Here is a 22,380-nt window from a genome sequence, read left to right as displayed (position 1 = left end):
GCCTGCAGAGGGCAGGATGCGAGGCCGTGCAATACGAGTCGCTTTCGATAATCCCCCAGCGTTCGGCAATCGCCTACTGGTGGGGTCGTAACCAGTACAGGACGGGTCGCATCCAGTAAGGGCAATGTCGCATATGGATTTTTCCACCCTCTACCCTGCGTTTTTACGTCACCGGCCCCCTCGAAAGCGGCGCGCAAGGCGCCTGGAGCGGGCGGCGTTGCTGGACAAAAGTACGTCGGTTGCAGACGGCGGGTAGTGGGGCAAAAGCCTGATGATGCGTGCATTCGTGGCAACTCGCGGTATCAGCCTAGCAGTTGCGCAACCCGCCATACGCCGCGGGGAGACAAGCCCATCAAGAGGTGATTCGACAATGGCCATCAGCGTGTTCGACCTGTTCAAGATCGGTGTCGGGCCTTCCAGCTCCCACACCGTCGGCCCCATGCGTGCCGCCGCCCTGTTCGTCCAAGGGCTGCGCCAGCGCGGCGAGCTGGAACAGGTCAGGCGAGTGGAAGTCCGGTTGTATGGCTCGCTGTCGGCGACCGGCGTCGGCCACGGCACCGACAATGCCACCATCATGGGCCTGATGGGTGAGTGGCCCGACTCCATCGACCCCACGGTGATCGCCCCGCGCATCGCCGAATTGCGCGAAACCAGCACTTTGCAGCTCGATGGCCGCCTGCCGGTCGAGTTCGTCTGGAGCCGCGACATGCTGCTGCTCGACGAGAACCTGCCATACCACCCCAACGCCATGACCCTTATCGCCGAAGGCGCGCAAGGTGAGCTGCACCGTGACACCTACTACTCGGTCGGCGGGGGCTTCGTGGTCGACGCCGCCCAGGCCGCCAGCGGTGTGCTGGACGCTGACGAGACGGTGTTGCCCTACGATTTCAACAGCGCGGCCGAACTGCTGAGCCTGTGCAAGCAAAACGACCTGCGCGTGTCGCAATTGATGATGGAGAACGAAAAGGCCTGGCGCAGTGAGGAAGAAATCCGCGCTGGCCTGCTCAAGCTCTGGCACGCCATGCAGGAATGCGTGAACAACGGCCTCAAATACGAGGGCACCCTGCCTGGGGGGCTCAACGTGCGACGCCGTGCCGCCAAGCTGCACCGCAGCCTGCAGGAGCTCGGCAAGCCCAATGTGATTGGCTCGACCATGAGCGCCATGGAGTGGGTCAACCTGTTCGCCCTGGCCGTCAATGAAGAGAACGCCGCGGGCGGGCGCATGGTGACTGCGCCTACCAATGGCGCGGCGGGCATCATTCCGGCGGTGTTGCACTACTACATGCGTTTCTCGGATGCAGTCGATGAATCCAACGTGGTGGATTTCTTCCTCGGCGCTGCCGCGGTGGGCATCCTGTGCAAGAAGAACGCTTCGATCTCCGGTGCCGAGGTCGGTTGCCAGGGCGAAGTCGGTTCGGCCTGCGCCATGGCCGCAGCCGGCTTGGCGGAGGTGTTGGGCGCCACCCCGCCGCAGTTGGAAAATGCTGCCGAAATCGCTCTGGAACACAACCTGGGCCTGACCTGCGACCCGGTCGGTGGTCTGGTCCAGGTGCCGTGCATCGAGCGCAATGCCATCGCTGCGGTCAAGGCGATCAACGCCGTGCAGATGGCCCTGCGCGGTGACGGCGAGCACTTCATCTCTCTCGACCAGGTGATTCGCACCATGCGTGATACCGGGGCCGACATGCACGACAAGTACAAGGAAACCTCGCGCGGCGGTCTGGCTGTCAGCGCCATCGAGTGCTGATGCCGTTCTTGCCCCTTCTGCGGTCGGTGCGCCCCAAATTGGCGCACCGATCGTTCCCTACCGGCTGTCAGTTGTCGCTACCAGAGGTGTCGTTGTCGGTGACACTTATGGATGTCGCTTCTGGGCATCCTTCCCAAAAGTGCTACTTAACTGCTCAGGGGTTACACGCAAAGGCGCTAGCGCGCCTGTTCGCGTTTTCCTACAAATCTGATGGAAAAGCTCTGACAGCCCTGACACGACGTCGTTTTTGGTTTTTTTTGAATGGTCGTTCAATTTCAGGCACGACCTTTGCGTTGTAGTTGGCAAAGCCCCTGCATACGAACTGGGGCCATGACAATAAAACAGTGCCAGCCTGAGGCACACCCTGCATTGTGTGAGGAGAAATCGCGATGACGTCGTACACCTCCGGGACCCCAACCCAGAACCGCACAGCTCCCCAGTCCATCGGGTTTCTCCTGCTGGATAATTTCACCCTGATTTCCCTCGCATCCGCCGTCGAGCCGCTGCGCATGGCCAATCAACTCTCCGGCCGTGAGCTGTACCGTTGGCACACCCTGACCGTCGATGGTGGTCAGGTCTGGGCCAGCGACGGTCTGCAGATCACGCCGGACGCGGCCATGCACAGCGCGCCGCCGATGGACACCGTGATCGTCTGCGGTGGTGTCGGCATCCAGCGCACCGTCACCCGCGAGCACGTCACCTGGCTGCAAGCCCAGGCGCGTCAGTCGCGTCGCCTTGGCGCGGTATGTACCGGTAGCTGGGCGCTGGCGTGTGCCGGGCTGCTCGATGGCTTCGATTGCAGCGTGCATTGGGAGTGTCTTGCTGCGATGCAGGAAGCCTTCCCGCGGGTGAACATGAGCACCCGCCTGTTCACCCTGGACCGTAACCGTTTCACCAGCTCCGGCGGCACCGCGCCGCTGGACATGATGTTGCACCTGATCAGCCGTGACCATGGCCGTGAGCTGTCGGCGGCGATCTCCGAGATGTTCGTCTACGAGCGCATCCGCAACGAACAGGACCACCAGCGCGTGCCGCTCAAGCACATGCTCGGCACCAACCAGCCGAAGCTGCAGGAGATCGTCGCGCTGATGGAGGCGAACCTGGAAGAGCCAATCGATCTGGATGAACTGGCGGTGTATGTATCGGTGTCGCGGCGCCAGCTCGAGCGGCTGTTCCAGAAGTACCTGCACTGCTCGCCGTCGCGGTACTACCTCAAGCTGCGCCTGATCCGCGCGCGGCAGCTGCTCAAGCAGACGCCGATGTCGATCATCGAAGTGGCTTCGGTGTGCGGGTTCGTTTCCACGCCGCACTTCTCCAAGTGCTATCGCGAGTACTTCGGTATTCCGCCGCGTGACGAGCGCGTGGGCTCCAATACCGCCCAGCAGGTGGCGATGATGCCGATCCCGCAGGCCATGGCACTGACCCCGCACAGCGGTCCGATGGCTTCGCTGAGCCAGGCGCGCAACGAGTCGACGTTTGCCAGCGTAAGGCTCTGACAAGCATTGCCGCTTCGCGGATAAACCCGTTCCCACAGGGATCATGTCGAGCCCTGCGGGAGCGGGTCGATCCGCGAAGCGATTCTGCAGTCAGGCGCGGTTCTTGAACTCTGCCAATGCTGGCAGCAGCTGCTTCTCGATGGCCTGGCGCACGGCCGGGAGGATGGTGGCGCTGCCGGTGTACATCTGCTCGACCATGCCTTTGAGCGCGCGTGCGTTGGGCTCGGTCAGCCCCCGCACCACGGCCTCGCAGGCCTGCTCGGCACTGGCGCCCGCCGGAATTTCGAAGCCCCTGGAGCGCAGTTGGCCCAGCAGGTCTTCCTGATCAATCAAATCCGCATGCATCATGGCTGTTGTCCCTTTTATCGCTAAGAGAGTGCTGCTGTGATCTGCAACCGATTCTCTGACCAAGCCGACAGGGCGGCAAGGACAGAATGTCGCAATGGCTTCTTTGGCTAAGAACAGGTCGTTCCCGGCTAAATCCAGCAACCCGGGCTGCCCCACACTGGACGCATTCACGGCAAACGAGGGTTTGGTCACCCTCACTCGTGCAAAGTGGATGTTGCTCGCTCTCTTGGCCCCGGATGCTCACGGCTTTCCGGGGTTATTTTTTTGCCTGCGGGAAACCCTCGCGGGACAAGCCGCTCCTCCTGGACCGGAAGGAGCGGCTTGTCCCCCGATAGGGGGTGCAGTAGCCACAAGGGACGTGTTTCAGCCAGGCAGTTGCATCACCCGCCCGACAAACGCTGCCGCTGGCAGGTCCCGTTGCTCATCCACCAACCCCTGAAGCAGGCCTGCGCTGCGTTCACTGAACGGTGCCGATTTCGGCCCCGCCAGGTCCACGTGCAGGAGCATCTGTTCGCTGGCCGCCAGGGCCTCGTCGAACCCCGCCCGGTGCAGGCTGTGGTACAGGTGCAGGCGCTTGCGATCGAAGCCGATGATCTGCGTCTGCACCCACACCTCGGTGCCCAGCTTCACTTCGTGCAGGTAGTTGATGTGCGCCTCCAGGGTGAACAGCGAATTGCCGCTTTGCCCGCGGCTGTCGGCATCCAGGCCGATGCGCTCCATCAGCGCATCGGTGGCGTAGCTGAAGATCAGCAGGTAATAGGCATCGCGCAGATGCCCGTTGTAGTCGACCCAGTCTTCCTGGACGGGGGTGCGGTAGGTGATCAGTGCAGGCATTGCCGTTTCCTCAATCGCCGAAGGCCATGCCGTGGCGGGCCTTGCTGTTCTTCACTGCGTCGAGCACAGCGAGCAGGGTGTCATCCCGGTAGCGTTCCAGCGCGGCGATGCTGCGATCACCCAGTTGCTCCGAGGTGCCCTCGACCACATCGTCGATCAGCTTGTCGGTCAGCTCCGGCGCCGGCAGGTAGGTCCAGGGCAGCTTGAGCGCTGGGCCGAACTGCGCCATGAAGTGCCGCATGCCTGCGTCGCCCCCGGCCAAGGTATAGGTGAGGAAGGTGCCCATGAACGACCAGCGAAGGCCTGCGCCGAAGCGGATCGCATCGTCGATCTCGCCGGTGCTGGCCACCCCGTCGTTGACCAGGTGCAGGGCCTCTCGCCACAGCGCTTCAAGCAGTCGGTCGGCAATGAAGCCCGGCACTTCCTTGCGCACATGCAGCGGGCGCATGCCCAAGGCGGTGTAGATGGCCTTGGCCGCCTCGATGGCTTCGGGGGCGGTGTGCTGGCCACCGACGATTTCCACCAAGGGCAGCAGATACACCGGATTGAACGGGTGGCCCACCACGCAGCGCTCGGGGTGTGTGGCGGACTCATAGAACTCGCTGGGCAGCAGGCCCGAGGTGCTGGAGCCGATGATCGCGTTGGGCTTGGCCGCGGCGCTGATCTTGGCGTGCAGGTCGAGCTTCAGGTCCAGACGCTCCGGGGCGCTTTCCTGGATGAAATCGGCATCACGTACGCATTCCTCGATGGTGGCCACGAACCGCAGGCGATCTTGTGAGGCGCCTGGCGCCAGGCCTTGTTTTTCCAAGGCTGGCCAGGCATTGGCGATACGTTTGCGCAAGGCCTGCTCGGCGCCTGGGGCTGGGTCCCAGGCGATCACGTCCAGGCCGTGGGCCAGGGCGCGGGCAACCCAGCCGCTGCCGATCACGCCGCTACCGAGGGCGGCGAAGGTCTTGATCTCGGTGATGAAGGTCATGGCGATTCTCCGGGGGGCTCAGCGGCGTTTGAGGTTCATTTTTTCGCGGCCTTCGGCCGGGGTCAGGACGCGAGCGCCCATGCGGGTGATGATCTCCACCGCGCGTTCGACCAACTGGCCGTTGCTGGCCAGCACGCCACGGTCCAGATAGAGGTTGTCTTCCAGGCCGACCCGCACGTTGCCGCCGAGCAGCACAGCCTGGGCCGCCATCGGCATCTGCATGCGGCCGATACCGAAACCGGCCCAGGTCACGCCGGCGGGCAGGTTGTCGACCATGGCCTTCATGGTGGTGGTGTCGGCTGGCGCGCCCCATGGGATGCCCAGGCACAGCTGGAACAGCGGATCGTCCAGCAGGCCTTCTTTCATCATCTGCTTGGCGAACCACAGGTGGCCGGTGTCGAAGATTTCAAGTTCGGCTTTCACGCCCAGTTCGGTGATGCGCTTGGCGCCGGCACGCAGTTGGCTCGGGGTCGAGACGTAGATGGCGTTGCCATCGCCGAAGTTGAGCGTGCCGCAGTCCAGGGTGCAGATTTCCGGGAGCAGGGCCTCGACGTGTGCCAGGCGCTCCAGCGGGCCGATCAGGTCGGTGCCTGGGCCGAATTCCATGGGCTTTTCGCCAGGGCCGATCTCCAGATCGCCACCCATGCCGGCGGTGAGGTTGACGATCACGTCCACATCGGCTTCACGAATGCGCTCCATCACTTCGCGGTACAACGCCACGTCGCGGCTGAAGCGGCCAGTCTGTGGATCGCGGACGTGGCAGTGGACCACGGTGGCGCCGGCCTTGGCGGCTTCGATGGCGGACTCTGCGATCTGTTTGGGTGTGACCGGGACGAGGTGGCTCTTGGCGACGGTGTCGCCGGCGCCGGTCAGTGCACAGGTGATGATGACGTCATGGTTCATGGCGCGGATCCTTCAGGGTATGTCTGTGAGGTCGGTGGTGTGGCTTTCGCGGGTGGACCCGCTCCCATTGGGCCTAGGTGAGCCCTGGGGGCGCGGGGCAACCTCGCTTCCACAGGCGCAGCATCGTGTGTTGTGGGGAGCGGGTTACCCGCGAACCGGTAGAGTCAGTTGGCGCTGAGACTCAGGTTCTCAGCCGCCGGCTTGCCGTCGAAGGTGGTCACGCCTTCGAGCCAGCGTGCCTTGTCCTCGGGGTGGTCCTTGAGCCACTGGCGGGCGGATTCCAGCGGATCCTTGTGATCGAGCAGCGGCTGCATCATGCGGCTCTCGTCCTCGGCACTGAAACTCAGGTTGGCCAGCAGCCGGTGGGCGTTGGGGCAGCGCTCGGCGTAGTCGGGCGCGGTGACGGTCCAGACCGTGGCGCGGCCTTCGTCAGGGCCCAGGGCGTCCTGGCTGCCGCCCAGGTAGACCATGTCGAGGTTCACGTTCATTGGGTGCGGCGCCCAGCCGAAGAACACCACCGCCTGCTTGCGCCGCACGGCGCGGTCGACGGCGGCGAGCATGCCGGCCTCGCTGGACTCGACCAGCTGGAACTTGCCCAGGCCGAACTGGTTCTTGGCGATCATCGCTTTGATCTGGGTGTTGGCGCCGGAGCCGGGCTCGATGCCGTAGATCTTGCCGCCCAGCTCCTTCTCGAACTTGTGGATGTCGGCGAACGTCTTCAGGCCCTTGTCGGCCAGGTATTTCGGTACCGCCAGGGTGGCTCGCGCATCTTCCAGGCTGGGCTTGTCGAGGACCTTGACCTGCCCGGCCTGGACGAACGGTGTGATGGTCTGGGTCATGATCGGGTTCCAGTAGCCCAGGAACATGTCCAGGCGCTTGTCGCGGATACCGGCGAAGATGATCTGCTGCGACGCGCTGGTCTGTTTGGTCTGGTAACCCAACCCATCGAGCAGGACCTGGGCCATGGCGCTGGTGGCGATGACATCGGTCCAGTTGACCACGCCAAGGCGCACGTCTTTGCAGGCGGCGGGCTCGGCGGCCAGGAGGGGAGTGGCGAGGGTGCTGCTCAACGCGAGGGACAACAAGCTGCGGCGGATGAAGCTGTGCATGGTGGCTCTCCAACGGCAGTGCATATTGTTATTGGGGCCGGCCTCTGCGGGCCGTGTGAACACGCTACGCTGGTGGCGGGGTGGAAATTCGCACTCTGACGACCAAGAGTTGCACGGAAGCGACCACTTTTCCCGTGGAGCATGCAATGTCTGAAATCATTCACTTTCTGCTGTTGCCCGGCTTTTCGGCAATGGGCTTCATCAGTGCCCTGGAGCCTCTGCGCGTGGCCAACCGCTTCCGTGGCCCGCTGTACCGCTGGCGCGTGTTGAGCCTCGATGGCGGTGCAGTGCAGGCCAGCAACGGCATGTCGGTGAACGCCGATGGCGTGCTGGGGGAGGGGGAGGCGGCGCGCATGCTGCTGATCGTGGCCGGCTTCGAACCACTGGCCTGCTATGGCGCGCAATTGCACCAAGTGCTGCGCCGTCTGGACCATGAAGGCGTGTTGCTGGGTGGCATCGATACCGGGGCGATGGTGCTGGCCGAAGCCGGGCTGCTCGATGGGCACCGGGCGACCGTGCATTGGGAGGCGTTGGAAGCCTTCAAGGAGCGCTACCCCAGGTTGCAGGCCACCCAGGAGCTGTTCGAAATCGATCGACGACGCATCACCTGCGCCGGCGGCACCGCGTCCATCGACCTGATGCTCGACCTGATCGCCCAGACCCATGGCAGTGAATTGGCGGTGCAGGTGTCGGAGCAGTTCGTGCTCGGACGTATCCGTCCGCGACAGGATCACCAGCGCATGCAGATCGCGTCGCGCTACGGCATCAACAACAAGAAGCTGGTGCGGGTGATCGGCGAGATGGAGCGCAACACCGAGCAGCCGCTCAATACCGAGGTCCTGGCCGATGCCGTGCAGATCACCCGGCGTCAGCTGGAGCGACTGTTCCGCCTGCACCTGGACGACACGCCCAGTGGTTTCTATTTGCGACTGCGCCTGGACAAGGCCAGGCAGCTGTTACGCCAGACCGACATGAGCGTGCTGGAGGTGAGCATCGCCTGTGGATTCGAGTCGGCGTCGTATTTCACCCGTTGCTATCGGGCGCGGTTCGAGCGATGTCCGCGGGAGGATCGGTTGGTCAAGGTGACCTGATCTCGGGATTGTGACCGCTCAACCCAGGGCCGCGCAGCGGCCCCAGGATCACTGCTGTCCGATGGACTGCAAGTACTCGGAACGGTCATCGCTGCGCTGGGCCACGCAGGTGTTCCAGGCTGCCTCGAAGGCCTTGCTGCCGGGCTTCTCGGCAAAGGTCTCGACTTTGCAGTCGGCGTCGCGCAATTGGGTCCACAGGGTCTCGGCTGCCTGCAGGCGGGCGGTCAATTGCTGGACCTTGTCGTTTTCGTCCGGGTATTGGTCGGTAATGCGCTGGATGAGATCGTCAAAGGCCGATTTGAGCTCCCGCTCGGCGGTCTGCTTGTTGTAGGCAGCGCAGGCGTAGTTCTGCGCGTCGGTCTCGACGTTGTCGCAGGGCGTGCTGTCTTCCTCGCTCGCCTGGGCGCCCAGGGCGACGGCCACCAGGGCCAGCCATGCCATTGATTTCATCCGTTTTCTCCTCAACAGGCTGACGAATCGCAGGGATTCTCGCTCAGCGCGAAGCGCTGCGGTAGATCCCTGAAGAAAAGTTCATGGAAGGCGCTTATCGAGACTCGCTCTCATTGCCAAATCCCGCGGCAGCGGAGGCCTTTGAACGTCTTGACGCTTTCGGCAAACCCCCTGTCGTTTTTGCATCGGGGCGCCTCGGGCCGCAGGCATATGCTGGCCCCAAAGCGCCGGCACAAGGTTTGGCGCAAGCGAACTCTATAAAAGGGGACAGCCTGATGAGCCCAGCCGAACTGCACGCCGACAGCATCGTCATCGACGGTCTGATCATTGCCAAGTGGAACCGCGAACTGTTCGAGGACATGCGCAAAGGTGGCCTCACCGCGGCCAACTGCACGGTATCGGTCTGGGAAGGCTTCAAGGCGACTGTCGACAACATCGCCGCCAGTCAGAAGCTGATCCGCGAGAACAGCGACCTGGTCATGCCGGTGCGCACCACCGCCGATATCCGCAAGGCCAAGGAGCTGGGCAAGACCGGCATCCTGTTCGGCTTCCAGAACGCCCATGCGTTCGAAGACCAGATCGCCTACGTCGATGTGTTCAAGCAGTTGGGCGTTGGCATCGTGCAGATGTGCTACAACACCCAGAACCTGGTAGGCACCGGCTGCTACGAGCGTGATGGTGGCCTGTCGGGCTTCGGTCGCGAGATCGTCGCCGAGATGAACCGCGTCGGCATCATGTGCGACCTCTCCCACGTCGGCTCCAAGACCAGCGAGGAAGTCATCCTCGAGTCGAAGAAGCCGGTCTGCTACTCCCACTGCCTGCCTTCGGGCCTCAAAGAGCACCCGCGCAACAAGTCCGACGAAGAGCTGAAGTTCATCGCCGACCACGGTGGTTTCGTGGGTGTGACCATGTTCGCGCCGTTCCTGGCCAAAGGCATCGACTCGACCATCGACGACTACGCCGAGGCGATCGAGTACACCATGAACATCGTCGGTGAAGACGCCATCGGTATCGGTACCGACTTCACCCAGGGCCACGGCCAGGAGTTCTTCGAGTACCTGACCCACGACAAGGGGTACGCCCGTCGCCTGACCAACTTCGGCAAGATCATCAACCCGCTGGGGATCCGCACTGTCGGCGAATTCCCGAACCTCACCGAGACCTTGCTCAAGCGCGGCCACTCCGAGCGTGTGGTACGCAAGATCATGGGTGAGAACTGGGTAAACGTATTGAAAGACGTCTGGGGCGAGTAAGCCGCTCTCCAAGCCTGAAAGCCCCGGCCAGCAACGTCGGGGCAACCCAATAAAAATTTTGATGGAGTTGAGTTTCCATGGCCAAGATCGCCCCGCAATTGCCAATCGAAGTCGATACCGAGACTGGTGTCTGGACCACCGACGCCCTGCCGATGCTGTATGTGCCGCGTCATTTCTTCGTCAACAACCACATCGGCATCGAGGAAGTGCTGGGCGCTGACGCCTACGCCGAGATCCTCTACAAGGCCGGTTACAAGTCCGCCTGGCACTGGTGCGAAAAAGAGGCCGAGTGCCATGGCCTGGAAGGCGTCGCGGTGTTCGAGCACTACATGAAGCGCCTGTCCCAGCGTGGTTGGGGCCTGTTCGAGATCCAGGACATCGACCTGGATAAAGGCACCTGCAGCGTCAAGCTCAAGCATTCGGCTTTCGTCTACGTCTATGGCAAGTGCGGCCGCAAGGTCGACTACATGTTCACCGGCTGGTTCGCTGGCGCCATGGATCAGATTCTCGCCGCGCGCGGCAGCTCCATTCGGACCGTGGCCGAGCAGGTCTACGGTGGTTCGGAAGAAGGCCACGACGACGGCCTGTTCATCGTCAAGCCGTTGTAAGTCGGAGAGAGCGTCATGGCATTCGAAGCAATGTTCCAGCCGATCCAGATCGGCAAACTGACCATCCGCAACCGCGTGCTCAGCACCGCGCACGCCGAGGTCTACGCCACCGACGGCGGCATGACCACCGAGCGTTACGTCAAGTATTACGAAGAGAAGGCCAAGGGCGGCATCGGCCTGGCCATCTGCGGTGGCTCGTCCGTGGTGGCGATCGACAGCCCGCAGGAATGGTGGTCTTCGGTGAACCTGTCCACCGACCGGATCATCCCGCACTTCCAGAACCTGGCCGACGCCATGCACAAGCATGGCGCCAAGATCATGATCCAGATTACCCACATGGGTCGTCGTTCGCGTTGGGACGGCTTCAACTGGCCGACCCTGATGTCGCCGTCTGGCATTCGTGAACCCGTGCACCGCGCTACCTGCAAGACTATCGAGGTCGAAGAGATCTGGCGTGTGATCGGCAACTACGCCCAGGCCGCACGCCGGGCGAAGGAAGGTGGACTGGACGGCGTCGAGCTGTCGGCTGTGCACCAGCACATGATCGACCAGTTCTGGAGCCCGCGGGTCAACAAGCGTACCGACGAATGGGGCGGTACCTTCGAAGGCCGCATGAAGTTCGGCCTGGAAGTGCTCAAGGCCGTGCGTGCCGAGGTAGGCCCTGACTTCTGCGTGGGCATGCGTATCTGTGGTGACGAATTCCATCCCGATGGCCTGAGCCACGAGGACATGAAGCAGATCGCCGCCTACTACGACGCCACCGGCATGATCGATTTCATCGGCGTGGTCGGCTCGGGTTGCGACACCCACAACACCCTGGCCAACGTCATCCCGAACATGAGCTACCCGCCGGAGCCGTTCCTGCACCTGGCGGCCGGCATCAAGGAAGTGGTCAAGGTCCCGGTGCTGCACGCGCAGAACATCAAGGACCCGAACCAGGCGACCCGCATCCTGGAAGGCGGCTACGTGGACATGGTCGGTATGACCCGCGCCCACATGGCCGACCCGCACCTGATCGCCAAGATCAAGATGGGCCAGATCGACCAGATCAAGCAGTGCGTCGGTGCCAACTACTGCATCGACCGCCAGTACCAAGGCCTGGACGTACTGTGCATCCAGAACGCCGCGACCTCCCGTGAATACATGGGCGTGCCGCACATCATCGAAAAGACTACCGGGCCCAAGCGCAAGGTGGTGGTGGTCGGTGCCGGTCCTGCCGGTATGGAGGCCGCACGCGTGGCCGCCGAGCGTGGCCACGATGTGACCCTGTTCGAGAAGAAGGACCAGATCGGCGGGCAGATCACCATCGCCGCCAAGGCACCGCAGCGCGACCAGATCGCCGGTATCACCCGCTGGTACCAGCTGGAGCTGGCGCGTCTGAAGGTCGACTTGCGCCTGGGCACCGCCGCTGATGCCGAAACCATCATGGACCTGCGTCCGGACGTGGTCGTGCTGGCTGTGGGCGGGCACTCGTTCCTGGAGCAGAACGAACACTGGGGCGCCGCCGAAGGGCTGGTGGTCAGCAGCTGGGATGTGCTCGACGGCAAGGTTGCGCCGGGCAAGAACGTGTTGGTGTACGACACCATCTGCGAATTCACCGGTATGTCCGTCGCCGACTTCATCGCCGACAAGGGCAGCCAGGTGGAGATCGTCACCGATGACATCAAGCCGGGCGTCGCGATGGGCGGTACCACCTTCCCGACCTACTACCGCAGCATCTACCCCAAAGAAGTGATCATGACCGGCGACATGATGCTGGAAAAGGTCTACCGCGAAGGCGACAAGCTGGTGGCGGTGCTGGAGAACGAATACACCGGCGCCAAGGAAGAGCGCGTGGTCGACCAAGTGGTGGTGGAAAACGGCGTGCGTCCCGACGAGCAGCTGTACTACGCACTGAAGGAAGGTTCGCGCAACAAGGGCCAGATCGATATCGAAGCGCTGTTCGCCATCAAGCCGCAGCCGATCCTCAGCCAGCCGGGCGAGGGCTACCTGCTGTATCGCATCGGCGACTGCGTGGCCCAGCGTAACGTCCACGCGGCGATCTACGACGCCTTGCGCCTGTGCAAGGACTTCTGATCGTTAACAGTCGTCGCCACTGAGCGCGGCCCCTGTGGGAGCGGGTTTACCCGCGAAAGCGTCAGCACGAGCAACATGGTTGTCTGATCTGACGCATTCGCGGGTAAACCCGCTCCCACAAGGGGCCGATCCAGCCGCCAGGGCGGTGCAAGAATCCAGCTGTTGTGGGAGCCTCCCATGTTGAACACCCTTCTACCCATCCTGCTGTTCGCTGCCCTTGGCCTGGCGGTGCTCGGCGCCCTGCGCCGGGTGCGCATGTGGCGGCGTGGTCGACCTTCGAAGGTCAACCTGATCGGCGGCCTGCTGGCCATGCCGCGGCGCTATCTGGTGGATCTGCACCATGTGGTCGAGCGCGACAAGTACATGTCCAAGACCCACGTGGCCACCGCCGGCGGCTTCGTGCTGTCGGCCGTGCTGGCGATCCTGGTCCATGGCTTTGGCCTGCAGAGCAAGATCCTCGGCTATGCCTTGCTGGCCGCCACGGTGCTGATGTTCTGTGGCGCCCTGTTCGTCTTCAAGCGTCGCCTGAACCCACCTTCGCGCCTGTCCAAGGGGCCGTGGATGCGCCTGCCCAAGAGCTTGCTGGTGTTCGCCGCGAGCTTCTTCATCGCCACGCTGCCTGTTGCCGGCATCCTGCCTGAAGGTACTGGTGGTTGGCTGCTGGTCGCCGTGCTGGGCGTGGGCGTGCTGTGGGGCGTGTCGGAACTGTTCTTCGGCATGACCTGGGGCGGCCCGATGAAGCACGCCTTCGCCGGTGCCCTGCACCTGGCCTGGCACCGCCGCGCCGAGCGTTTCGGTGGTGGTCGCTCCACCGGCCTCAAGCCGCTGGACCTGGAAGACCCGAACGCGCCGCTGGGCGTGGAAAAACCCGTGGACTTCACCTGGAACCAACTGCTCGGCTTCGATGCCTGCGTGCAGTGCGGCAAGTGCGAGGCGATGTGCCCTGCATTCGCCGCCGGCCAGCCGCTGAACCCGAAAAAACTCATCCAGGACATGGTCATTGGTCTTGCCGGTGGCACCGACGCACAGTTCGCCGGCAGCCCTTATCCGGGCAAGCCGATCGGCGAGCATGGCGGTCACCCGCATCAGCCGATCGTCAATGGCCTGGTCGACGCCGAGACCCTGTGGTCGTGCACCACCTGCCGCGCCTGCGTCGAGGAATGCCCGATGATGATCGAGCACGTCGATGCCATCGTCGACATGCGCCGTCACCTGACCCTGGAAAAAGGCGCGACCCCGAACAAGGGCGCCGAGGTGCTGGACAACCTGATCGCCACCGACAACCCTGGCGGCTTCAACCCAGGCGGTCGGATGAACTGGGCGGCCGACCTCAATCTCAAGCTGATGTCCGAGGTCAAGAGCACCGAGGTGCTGTTCTGGGTCGGTGATGGTGCCTTCGACATGCGCAACCAGCGCACCCTGCGGGCCTTCGTCAAAGTCCTCAAGGCCTCCGGTGTGGACTTCGCCGTGCTCGGCCTGGAAGAGCGTGACAGCGGCGACGTGGCGCGCCGGCTGGGCGATGAGGCGACTTTCCAGCAACTGGCCAAGCGCAACATCCAGACACTGAACAAGTACCGCTTCCAGCGCATCGTCACCTGCGACCCGCATAGCTTCCATGTGCTGAAGAACGAGTACGGCGCCTTGGGCGGTGAGTACCAGGTACAGCACCACAGCACCTACATCGCCGAACTCATTGCGGCCAACAAGCTCAACCTGGGCCAGCACAAGGGTGGCAGCGTCACCTATCACGATCCGTGCTACCTGGGCCGTTACAACGGCGAGTACGAGGCGCCTCGCGATGTGCTCAAGGCCCTCGGCATCGAGGTTCGCGAGATGGAACGCTCCGGCTTCCGCTCCCGTTGCTGTGGCGGTGGCGGCGGTGCGCCGATCACCGACATCCCGGGCAAGCAGCGTATCCCTGACATGCGCATGGACGACATCCGCACGACCGAGGCAGAGCTGGTGGCCGTGGGTTGCCCACAGTGCACCGCGATGCTCGAAGGCGTGGTCGAACCCCGTCCGCAGATCAAGGACATCGCCGAGCTCGTCGCCGACGTGCTGATCGAGGACGACGCTCCTGCCAGCGCCAAATCCCAAGCGGCCAAACGTGAACCTGCGGAGGTGCACTGATGAGCGACATCATCCGCCGCGACCCTCGTGCCGAGTGGATCGCCCGTAACCGTCTGCATCCGCTGCACGCGGCGATGCAGACGCAACAGACCCGCTGGATGGGGCCCAACGGCCTCATCCGCAAGAACCCCCATGCGATCGCCGCCGGCTTCATCGGCCCCAACGGCCTCAAGCGCATCGACCGAAGCGGCGCCCAACAGGGCACCGCTGGCGGCGGTCGCCGCACTGCAGCGGCCGAGGTGCAGCTGCCGCTGCATCAGGTCGCGCAGCCGGCGTTCTATATCGCCGTGGTTCCGGACATGGTCGGTGGTCGCCTGGGCAGCCACGACCGCGACCTGCTGGGCCTGGCCCACAGCCTGGCCGGCAGCGACGGCGCCGTCCTGGCGATCGTGTTCGGCGAACACAAGGAAAGCAACTTTTCCACAGCCGGCGTCGACCGGTTGCTGGTCATCGAAGGCGAAGCGTTCGAAGGTTATGCACCGGAGCAGTTGGTGCAGGGTCTGCGCGCTGTGGATAACCAGTTCACCCCGCGCCACTGGCTGCTGCCAGACAGCCGCACCGGTGGTGGCGAGCTCGGCCGGCGCCTGGCCGCCGCGTTGGGCGAACGCCCGGCGACGCGGGTATGGCAAGTCAAGGACGGCCAGTGCATCGGCCGAGCCGGGGCGGGCCAGCAGGACCTGCAGCGCGGTTTGCCGCGCCTGATCCTGGCGGCGGCCGAATGCTCCGACCCGGTCAGCGAAACCCGTCACGAAGCGCTGCCGGTGGAGTTGTCCACAAGCGTGGCGCGCAGCCTGTCGCGTATCGAAGACCTGGGCCCGGTGGCGGTGGATCCTGCGGCCATCGCCATGGCCGAATCGGAGTTCATCGTCTCCGGCGGCAACGGCGTCAAGGATTGGGATCTGTTCCACAAGGCGACCGCCGCCCTCGGTGCTACCGAAGGCGCTTCGCGGGTGGCGGTGGACGATGGTTTCATGCCCCGCAACCGCCAGGTGGGTGCCACCGGTACCTGGGTCACGGCACGTGTCTATGTGGCTGTGGGTATCTCCGGGGCGATCCAGCACCTGCAGGGCATCGGCGCCTGCGACAAGGTGGTGGCGGTGAACATGGACCCAGGCTGCGACATGATCAAACGGGCGGACCTGTCGGTGATTGGCGACAGTTCGGCGATTCTCCAGGCGTTGATCGAGGCTGTGGACAACTACCGCAGCGCCGGTCAGCGCGACGCGGCATAAGGGCACGAGCATGAGTACGAAAGTCATCAGCCTGGTCTCCATCGGCGCTCACCCCAGCTCCGGCCGCACCCGTCGTGCCGAGCAGGACTCACGTGCCGTCGAGCTGGGTTTGCAGCTGGCTGGGGATAACTTGCAGGTGGTGCATGCCGGCGATCCTCGCGAGGAAGCGCTGCGCGCATACCTGGGCATGGGCCTGGATCATCTGGATGTGCTGGAGCAGCCGGCAGGTGCCGATGTGCTTGGCGTGCTGGGCGATTACCTGCGCGACGCCGGGGCACAACTGGTGCTGACCGGCAGCCAGGCGGAAACCGGCGAAGGCTCGGGCATGTTGCCGTTCTTGCTGGCCGAGCGCCTGGGCTGGCCACTGGTGGTGGGCTTGGCTGAGGTCGAGTCCATCGACAACGGCACCGCGCAAGTCCTACAGGCCTTGCCACGTGGGCAGCGGCGTCGGCTGAAGGTGCGCCTGCCGCTCTTGGCGACTGTGGATAACGCGGCGCCCAAGCCACGCCAGAGCGCCTTTGGCCCCGCGCGCCGGGGCGTATTGGCGGCGCGCAACGTGGCGGTGGTCGAGGATGAACTGCTGGCCGATGCCGAGCTGCAGCCGGCCCGTCCACGGCCCAAGCGGCTGAAGGTGATCAAGGCCAAGAGTGGCGCCGACCGCATGAAAGCCGCTACGGCCAAGGCCAGCGGTGGGGGCGGCAAGGTGCTCAAGGATGTTTCTCCACAAGAAGGCGCCGAGGCGATCCTGAAGCTGCTGGTGGAAGAAGGGGTGCTGCGCTAGCGCTTGCCCGTTCAAGAGCCAAAGCCCACGTTGCATGGCCTGCAGAGTGGGCTTTTTTCATGGTGTTTCGCAGCCCTTCGCAGACTTGGTCAGCGACCCTTAGGTTTTTACACACCGAATCTGTTTGCCAACCTGTTGATAAAGTGTTCGCGCCTCTCTACAGGCCCCGTCATATCAAGCCTGCAGAGAGCTGGTTGTTATTTGACCACCCCAGCCGATCAACGCCACACGTCTTTTCATTCCAAGCGGCCCAGGTTGCCCACAATCGCTGTTGGCGTCTCTGTGGATAATCTGTTTGGTAGCGGCGCAATCCCTTGATCTGCCTGGGCTGCAGAGGTTTGGTCAATAATTGATCAATGGCTGCGAAACGGCTGTGCAGCACGTTTGTGTCGGGCGCTCTGGAGGTCTATCCACAGGCATTGGCCGCACGCCTGCATACTGCCCACAAAGTCTGTTGGCCGCTCTGTGGACAACGTGTTCGGCGAACGCTAGAGCCCTTGTAATCAAAGGCTTGTAGAGGAATGGTCAAATAATGATCAAAGCGTCCGGCTACTGCTCGGCCCACGTTTCCACAAATACTGTGCGCCAGGCTGTGGATAAAATGTTGGTCGGTGGCTGCAGGCCTTGGGAGGCCTTGGCTGGGGGAAGGTTGATCAAGAATTGATCATCGCTCTTCATGACCGGACTGTGCTGTTGGCCCGATTCGAGCAAAAAAAAAAGAGCAGCCACCTGGCTGCTCTTTTCGTTTCGCGTCGATGCCTTACTGCGCTTTGACTTCCTTCAGGTACGGCGCTGGCTCCGCCCCCAGGTTGTTCAGCACGCGCTGGGAGTACCAGTCGATGAAGTTGACCACGCCGAACTCGTAGGTCTTGGAGTACGGGCCGGGCTGGTAGGCGGTGGAATTGATGCCGCGCTGGTTCTCTTCAGCCAAACTGCGGTCCTGGTCGTTGGTGGCGTCCCAGACCTTGCGCATGTTTTCCGGGTCGTAGTCGACACCTTCGACGGCATCCTTGTGCACCAGCCACTTGGTGGTGACCATGGTTTCCTGGGCGCTGATGGGCCACACGGTGAACACGATCATGTGGTCGCCCATGCAGTGGTTCCAGGAGTGCGGCAGGTGCAGGATACGCATCGAGCCCAGGTCCGGGTTCTTGATGCGGCCCATCAGTTTCTTGCACGCCTGCTTGCCGTCCATGGTCATGGACACGGTGCCCTTGAGCAGCGGCATGCGCACGATGCGGTTACGCAGGCCATGGCTCTTGTGCAGGTACGGGATCTTCTCGGCTTCCCAGGCTGCAGCGGAGGCGGCGACGTGATCCTTGAACGCCTGGTCGGCGCGTGGGTCGTTGGTATCGTCCCACTCCAGCAGTGTCTTGAGCAGCTCAGGGTGCGAACCGTTGCAGTGATAGCACTCACGGTTGTTCTCCAACACCAGCTTCCAGTTGGCTTTTTCCATCAAGGTGGTCTGCACCGCCACCTTGGTGTTCTCCATGTCGTACGGTTCCATGTAGTGATCGAGCGTTGCCAGGAACTCGTCGATCGCTGGCGGGTTCTCGGCCAGGCTGATGAAGATATAGCCACCGGCGGTCTTTACGTGCACTGGCTTGAGGCCGTACTGCTTCATGTCGAAGTCGGCGCCCATCTCGGTGCCGGCGAACAGCAGGCGACCGTCGATTTCATAGGTCCACTGGTGGTATGGGCAGACCAGCTTGGCCACCTTGCCCTTGTCGCTGGTGCACAGGCGCGAACCGCGGTGACGGCAGACGTTGTGGAACGCATGCACTTGGCCTTCGGCGCCACGGATAACGATGATCGGGTTCTTGCCGATCTGCAGGGTCAGGAAGTTGCCCTTGGTCGGAATCTCGCACGTCATGCCGGCGATCAACCACTCCTTGTGGAAGATCTCCTGCATGTCGATCTGGAACAGACGCTCGTCGGTGTAGAAAGGCTGGGGCAGCGAGTAGGTGCGCTCGCGGGTCTGCAGCATCTCGGCGGTGGCCTTGCGTGCAGCTTCCAGTGGATCGCCCAGGCTCAGGGTTGCGGTGACGTCCATCGTTTGGTCCTCAGGGCCGTATGCGGCCGGCGAAAGTGGCTAATCGTTGTTGTGGTTTGCCGCAAGGCTGCTTGCTAAAAACAGCTGTTTCATTTGCCGTGGAGTGTGCGTTCGCCGCCGACAGGAACCATATCCACGGGCGACATGGCCGAATCCGATTCCGACGCGCCAGCCCTTGTAGCGCGGGGCTGGTCGCGATAAGCACGCCGATGTCGCTGATAGGAATGTACTTCGTCGCCGGCTTGCGCATTATCGGAGCCATGAAGGCCGGTAGTCGGCCGCTGGAGAAGAACATGTCCGATACCTTCCTCAATCCGGTCACGACCCAGACCTGGGCCAACGGCCGCCATGTGGTGCGCTGCGTCAAGGTCATCCAGGAGACCTGGGACGTGCGCACCTTCTGTTTCATGGCCGACCAGCCGATCATGTTCTTCTTCAAGCCTGGGCAGTTCGTCACCCTGGAACTTGAGATCGATGGCAAACAGGTGATGCGCTCGTACACCATTTCCAGCTCGCCATCGGTGCCCTACAGCTTCTCGATCACCGTCAAGCGGGTACCCGGCGGGCAGGTGTCCAACTGGCTGCACGACAACATGCACGAGGGCTTCGAGCTGGCGGTGCACGGACCGGTGGGGCTGTTCAACGCCATCGACTTCCCGGCGCCGAAGGTGTTGTACCTCTCCGGCGGTGTCGGTATCACCCCGGTGATGTCCATGGCCCGTTGGTTCTACGACACCAATGGCAATGTCGACATGGTCTTCGTCCACAGCGCCCGTTCGCCGAAGGACATCATCTACCACCGCGAACTGGACCAGATGGCCTCGCGGATCCCTAATTTCAGTCTGCACATCATTTGCGAGAAGCACGGCCTGGGCGAGCCCTGGTCGGGCTACCGTGGCTACCTGAATCAGCGCCTGATGGAGCTGATCGCGCCTGACTACATGGAGCGGGTGGTCTTCTGCTGCGGCCCGACGCCTTACATGAACGCGGTCAAGCGCATGCTCGAGGCGGTGGGCTTCGACATGCGCAACTACCACGAAGAGTCGTTTGGCGCGACCCCGGCAGAGGCCAAGGCCGATGCTGTGGAACATGCCGAGCAGGCGGCTGAGGCGGCCGAGGAACTCGACGCGGCCGACCTCAACCTGGTGGAGTTCGTCGGCAGCGACAAGAGCATCCGTATCGCCCCGGGCGAGACGGTGCATGCGGCTGCGGCGAAGGTGGGGCTGATGATCCCCAAGGCCTGCGGCATGGGCATCTGCGGTACCTGCAAGGTACTCAAGCTCGGCGGCGAAGTGGTCATGGACCACAACGGCGGCATCACCGAGGAAGACGAAGCCGAAGGCTACATCTTGTCGTGCTGCAGTGTCCCGCAAGGGGATGTGCGGATCGACTACTGATCCAGCCCATTCCTACATTTTGCGGGTGAACCCGCTCCAGCAGGTCGATGCAGAACCTGTGGGAGCGGGTTTATCGAGGCGTCGAACCGCCGCGAATGTATTCATCAAGTGCGAAAACGCGCCACCAGGCCGTTGAGGTCCACCGCCAGACGGGAAAGGTCGGCGCTGGCCACGCTGGTCTGATGTGCCCCGGTCGCGCTCTGCACCGACAGATCATTGATGTTCACCAGGTTGCGGTCCACCTCCCGAGCCACCTGGGCCTGCTCTTCGGCGGCGCTGGCGATCACCAGGTTGCGCTCGTTGATCTGCGCCACCGCGCTGGCGATGCTGTCCAGTGCCAGGCCGGCACCACGGGCGATGTTAAGGGTCGATTCGGCACGTTCGGTGCTGGTGCGCATCGACGTGACCGCTTCTTCGGTCCCGCCCTGAATGCTGGCGATCATCCGTTCGATCTCGCTGGTCGACTGCTGGGTGCGGTGGGCCAGGGCCCGTACCTCGTCAGCCACCACGGCAAAGCCCCGGCCAGCCTCGCCGGCACGGGCGGCTTCGATCGCGGCATTGAGTGCCAGCAGGTTGGTCTGATCGGCCAGGCCACGGATCACATCCAGGACCTTGCCGATATCCCGGGACTGGGATGCCAGACGGGTGACCAGTGTCGCGGTGGCTTGCACATCGCTGCTCATGCGCTCGATGGCGCCCACCGTCTCCAGCACCAGATCGCGTCCATCGCCCGCCGAACGGCTGGCCTCGCTGGAGGCTTCGGAGGTGCTCACGGCATTGCGCGCCACTTCTTCCACCGCGCTGGTCATTTCGGTGACTGCGGTGGCGGCTTGTTCGATCTCGTTGTTCTGCTGCTGCAGGCCTCGAGCGCTTTCGTCGGTGACGCAGTTGAGCTCCTCGGCGGCCGAGGCCAGCTGGGTAGCCGAGCCTGCGATCAGTTGCAGGGTGTCGCGCAGCTTGTCCTGCATTCGCGCCATGGCGCGTAGCAGGCGGGCGGCTTCGTCGTTGCCCTCGGCGCGGATCACTTGGGTCAAGTCACCGTCGGCGACCTGTTCGGCGGCCTTGAGCGCTTCATCGATCGGCTTGACGATGCTGCGGGTCAACAGGAAGGCGCACAGCAGGGTCAGCACAGTAGCGGCCACCAGCAGGCCGATGACCAGGGTGAAGGCGGTGTCATATTGGCTGGCGGCTCTGGCATTGGTGGCTCGGGTCTGGTCGGTGTTGATGCGCACCAGGTCCGCCATGGCTTGGTTAATCTGCTCGGCATTTTCGAACAGCTCGCGGTTGATCAGATTTTGCAGCTCTTCCACGCGATCGGCCTGGCTGAAGCTGCGCATGCGCGCTTCTAGCTGGCGGTACTGGCCCAGCAGTTGGTTGTAGCGATCGAAGGCGGCTTGTTCCTGAGGGCCTTCGACCAGCGTGCGGTAGGTAGCGCGTATCTTGTCGATCTGCGCGTTGCGCTCGTCCATCTGGCGTTGGGTGTCTTGCTGGAACTGTGGGTCGCGGTTGAGCACCAGGCGGTAGGCGAGGGTGCGCATGCGCAGGTTGAGCAGGGCCAGTTCATCGAGCGTCTTGATGCTGGGCACGCTCACCGCTTCGATGGCCAGGCCAGCCTGGCGGATGTTGCCCATCTGGATGAGGGAGAAGGTGCCAAGGCCAAGCATCAGCGCGCCGATCAGGGCAAAGCCCAACAGCGCACGCGGGGCAATGTTCATATTGCGTAGGGACATGGGTTGTAATCCGGGCAAGGAATAAAATGCGCGTTCCCTGCGACAGAATGTGACCTGCTCGGGTTATCGGTAGAAACGGGCCGCGCTTGAATGAAATTGTGAGCCTGCTATCGAGTTTCCGGACAGGTGGTTGACCCAGGTCGGAACAAGCCCGGCCCAGGCCTGT

18 protein-coding genes and 1 pseudogene are annotated in these 22,380 nt (G+C 63.2%); 10 read left to right on the top strand and 9 right to left on the bottom strand.

The window, feature by feature from the left end; translation table 11 throughout:
• The first annotated feature begins 370 nt into the window (after nucleotides 1–370).
• Both J5X93_RS24325 and gbdR read left to right on the top strand, forming a co-directional pair.
• Nucleotides 371–1,747 (top strand): L-serine ammonia-lyase, encoded by a 1,377-nt coding sequence (locus tag J5X93_RS24325; protein WP_043211056.1) that lies wholly within the window; start codon nucleotides 371–373, stop codon nucleotides 1,745–1,747.
• Between the two features lie 389 nt (nucleotides 1,748–2,136).
• A complete protein-coding gene (gene gbdR, locus J5X93_RS24320) occupies nucleotides 2,137–3,243 on the top strand; it encodes a choline metabolism transcriptional regulator GbdR (RefSeq protein ID WP_043211058.1) in 1,107 nt (368 codons plus the stop codon).
• 90 nt (nucleotides 3,244–3,333) lie between these two features.
• Here the strand turns inward: gbdR and J5X93_RS24315 are convergent, their stop codons facing one another.
• From J5X93_RS24315 to choX, 5 genes are all read right to left on the bottom strand, one after another.
• The gene (locus J5X93_RS24315) at nucleotides 3,334–3,591 is read right to left on the bottom strand and encodes a hypothetical protein (RefSeq protein WP_043211060.1); all 258 of its coding nucleotides are present in this window, start codon (nucleotides 3,589–3,591) and stop codon (nucleotides 3,334–3,336) included.
• Nucleotides 3,592–3,954: 363 nt separating this feature from the next.
• Nucleotides 3,955–4,425, bottom strand: a complete 471-nt coding sequence (locus J5X93_RS24310) for a thioesterase family protein (protein ID WP_090346338.1) — start codon at nucleotides 4,423–4,425, stop codon at nucleotides 3,955–3,957.
• A 10-nt stretch (nucleotides 4,426–4,435) separates the two neighbouring features.
• Nucleotides 4,436–5,401, bottom strand: a complete 966-nt coding sequence (locus J5X93_RS24305) for an L-carnitine dehydrogenase (protein ID WP_043211065.1) — start codon at nucleotides 5,399–5,401, stop codon at nucleotides 4,436–4,438.
• Between the two features lie 18 nt (nucleotides 5,402–5,419).
• Complete coding sequence (cdhC, locus tag J5X93_RS24300) at nucleotides 5,420–6,304, bottom strand: 3-dehydrocarnitine:acetyl-CoA trimethylamine transferase CdhC (protein ID WP_043211067.1); 885 nt, start codon at nucleotides 6,302–6,304, stop codon at nucleotides 5,420–5,422.
• A gap of 164 nt (nucleotides 6,305–6,468) precedes the next feature.
• Nucleotides 6,469–7,413: a choline ABC transporter substrate-binding protein gene (gene choX, locus J5X93_RS24295; RefSeq protein ID WP_043211069.1), complete on the bottom strand. Its 945-nt coding sequence runs from the start codon at nucleotides 7,411–7,413 to the stop codon at nucleotides 6,469–6,471.
• Between the two features lie 146 nt (nucleotides 7,414–7,559).
• Here choX and J5X93_RS24290 point away from each other — a divergent pair, with 146 nt between their 5' ends.
• Nucleotides 7,560–8,504 (top strand): GlxA family transcriptional regulator, encoded by a 945-nt coding sequence (locus J5X93_RS24290; protein WP_043211072.1) that lies wholly within the window; start codon nucleotides 7,560–7,562, stop codon nucleotides 8,502–8,504.
• 48 nt (nucleotides 8,505–8,552) lie between these two features.
• Here the strand turns inward: J5X93_RS24290 and J5X93_RS24285 are convergent, their stop codons facing one another.
• Complete coding sequence (locus J5X93_RS24285; protein WP_043211074.1) at nucleotides 8,553–8,954, bottom strand: lysozyme inhibitor LprI family protein; 402 nt, start codon at nucleotides 8,952–8,954, stop codon at nucleotides 8,553–8,555.
• A gap of 275 nt (nucleotides 8,955–9,229) precedes the next feature.
• Between J5X93_RS24285 and J5X93_RS24280 the strand changes: the two genes are divergently transcribed.
• From J5X93_RS24280 to etfB, 6 genes are all read left to right on the top strand, one after another.
• Nucleotides 9,230–10,207, top strand: coding sequence for a dipeptidase (locus tag J5X93_RS24280; RefSeq protein WP_043211075.1), 978 nt, complete (start codon nucleotides 9,230–9,232; stop codon nucleotides 10,205–10,207).
• Between the two features lie 77 nt (nucleotides 10,208–10,284).
• Nucleotides 10,285–10,815, top strand: coding sequence for a DUF5943 domain-containing protein (locus J5X93_RS24275; protein ID WP_043211077.1), 531 nt, complete (start codon nucleotides 10,285–10,287; stop codon nucleotides 10,813–10,815).
• 15 nt (nucleotides 10,816–10,830) lie between these two features.
• Nucleotides 10,831–12,891 (top strand): dimethylglycine demethylation protein DgcA, encoded by a 2,061-nt coding sequence (dgcA, locus tag J5X93_RS24270; protein ID WP_043211079.1) that lies wholly within the window; start codon nucleotides 10,831–10,833, stop codon nucleotides 12,889–12,891.
• A gap of 177 nt (nucleotides 12,892–13,068) precedes the next feature.
• Complete coding sequence (gene dgcB / locus J5X93_RS24265) at nucleotides 13,069–15,021, top strand: dimethylglycine demethylation protein DgcB (protein ID WP_090346333.1); 1,953 nt, start codon at nucleotides 13,069–13,071, stop codon at nucleotides 15,019–15,021.
• Nucleotides 15,021–16,253, top strand: a complete 1,233-nt coding sequence (gene etfA, locus J5X93_RS24260) for an electron transfer flavoprotein subunit alpha (protein ID WP_043211083.1) — start codon at nucleotides 15,021–15,023, stop codon at nucleotides 16,251–16,253. Before dgcB ends, etfA begins: the two co-directional genes overlap by 1 nt.
• A 10-nt stretch (nucleotides 16,254–16,263) precedes the next feature.
• Nucleotides 16,264–17,034, top strand: a complete 771-nt coding sequence (etfB, locus tag J5X93_RS24255) for an electron transfer flavoprotein subunit beta (protein WP_043211085.1) — start codon at nucleotides 16,264–16,266, stop codon at nucleotides 17,032–17,034.
• Between the two features lie 760 nt (nucleotides 17,035–17,794).
• Here etfB and gbca read toward each other — a convergent pair.
• On the bottom strand, nucleotides 17,795–19,087 hold the full coding sequence (gbca, locus tag J5X93_RS24250) for a glycine betaine monooxygenase oxygenase subunit (RefSeq protein ID WP_250034156.1): 1,293 nt from the start codon (nucleotides 19,085–19,087) through the stop codon (nucleotides 17,795–17,797).
• 293 nt (nucleotides 19,088–19,380) lie between these two features.
• Here gbca and gbcB point away from each other — a divergent pair, with 293 nt between their 5' ends.
• A complete protein-coding gene (gbcB, locus tag J5X93_RS24245; RefSeq protein ID WP_043211132.1) occupies nucleotides 19,381–20,484 on the top strand; it encodes a glycine betaine monooxygenase reductase subunit in 1,104 nt (367 codons plus the stop codon).
• A 104-nt stretch (nucleotides 20,485–20,588) separates the two neighbouring features.
• On the opposite strand, the gene J5X93_RS28665 is transcribed toward gbcB, so the two are convergent.
• Together J5X93_RS28665 and J5X93_RS28660 are read right to left on the bottom strand one after the other, a co-directional pair.
• On the bottom strand, nucleotides 20,589–21,452 hold the full coding sequence (locus J5X93_RS28665) for a methyl-accepting chemotaxis protein (RefSeq protein WP_418789768.1): 864 nt from the start codon (nucleotides 21,450–21,452) through the stop codon (nucleotides 20,589–20,591).
• A pseudogene (locus J5X93_RS28660) lies at nucleotides 21,444–22,199 on the bottom strand (MCP four helix bundle domain-containing protein); the annotation flags it as partial. The gene J5X93_RS28665 and the pseudogene J5X93_RS28660, both read right to left, overlap by 9 nt.
• Nucleotides 22,200–22,380 lie beyond the last annotated feature (181 nt).

Source organism: Pseudomonas sp. BYT-1, from assembly GCF_023611805.1.
GTDB classification, from domain to species: Bacteria; Pseudomonadota; Gammaproteobacteria; order Pseudomonadales; family Pseudomonadaceae; genus Aquipseudomonas; species Aquipseudomonas guariconensis.
Note: the sequence above shows the minus strand (reverse complement) of the source record. Positions and strands in the feature narration are given on the sequence as shown.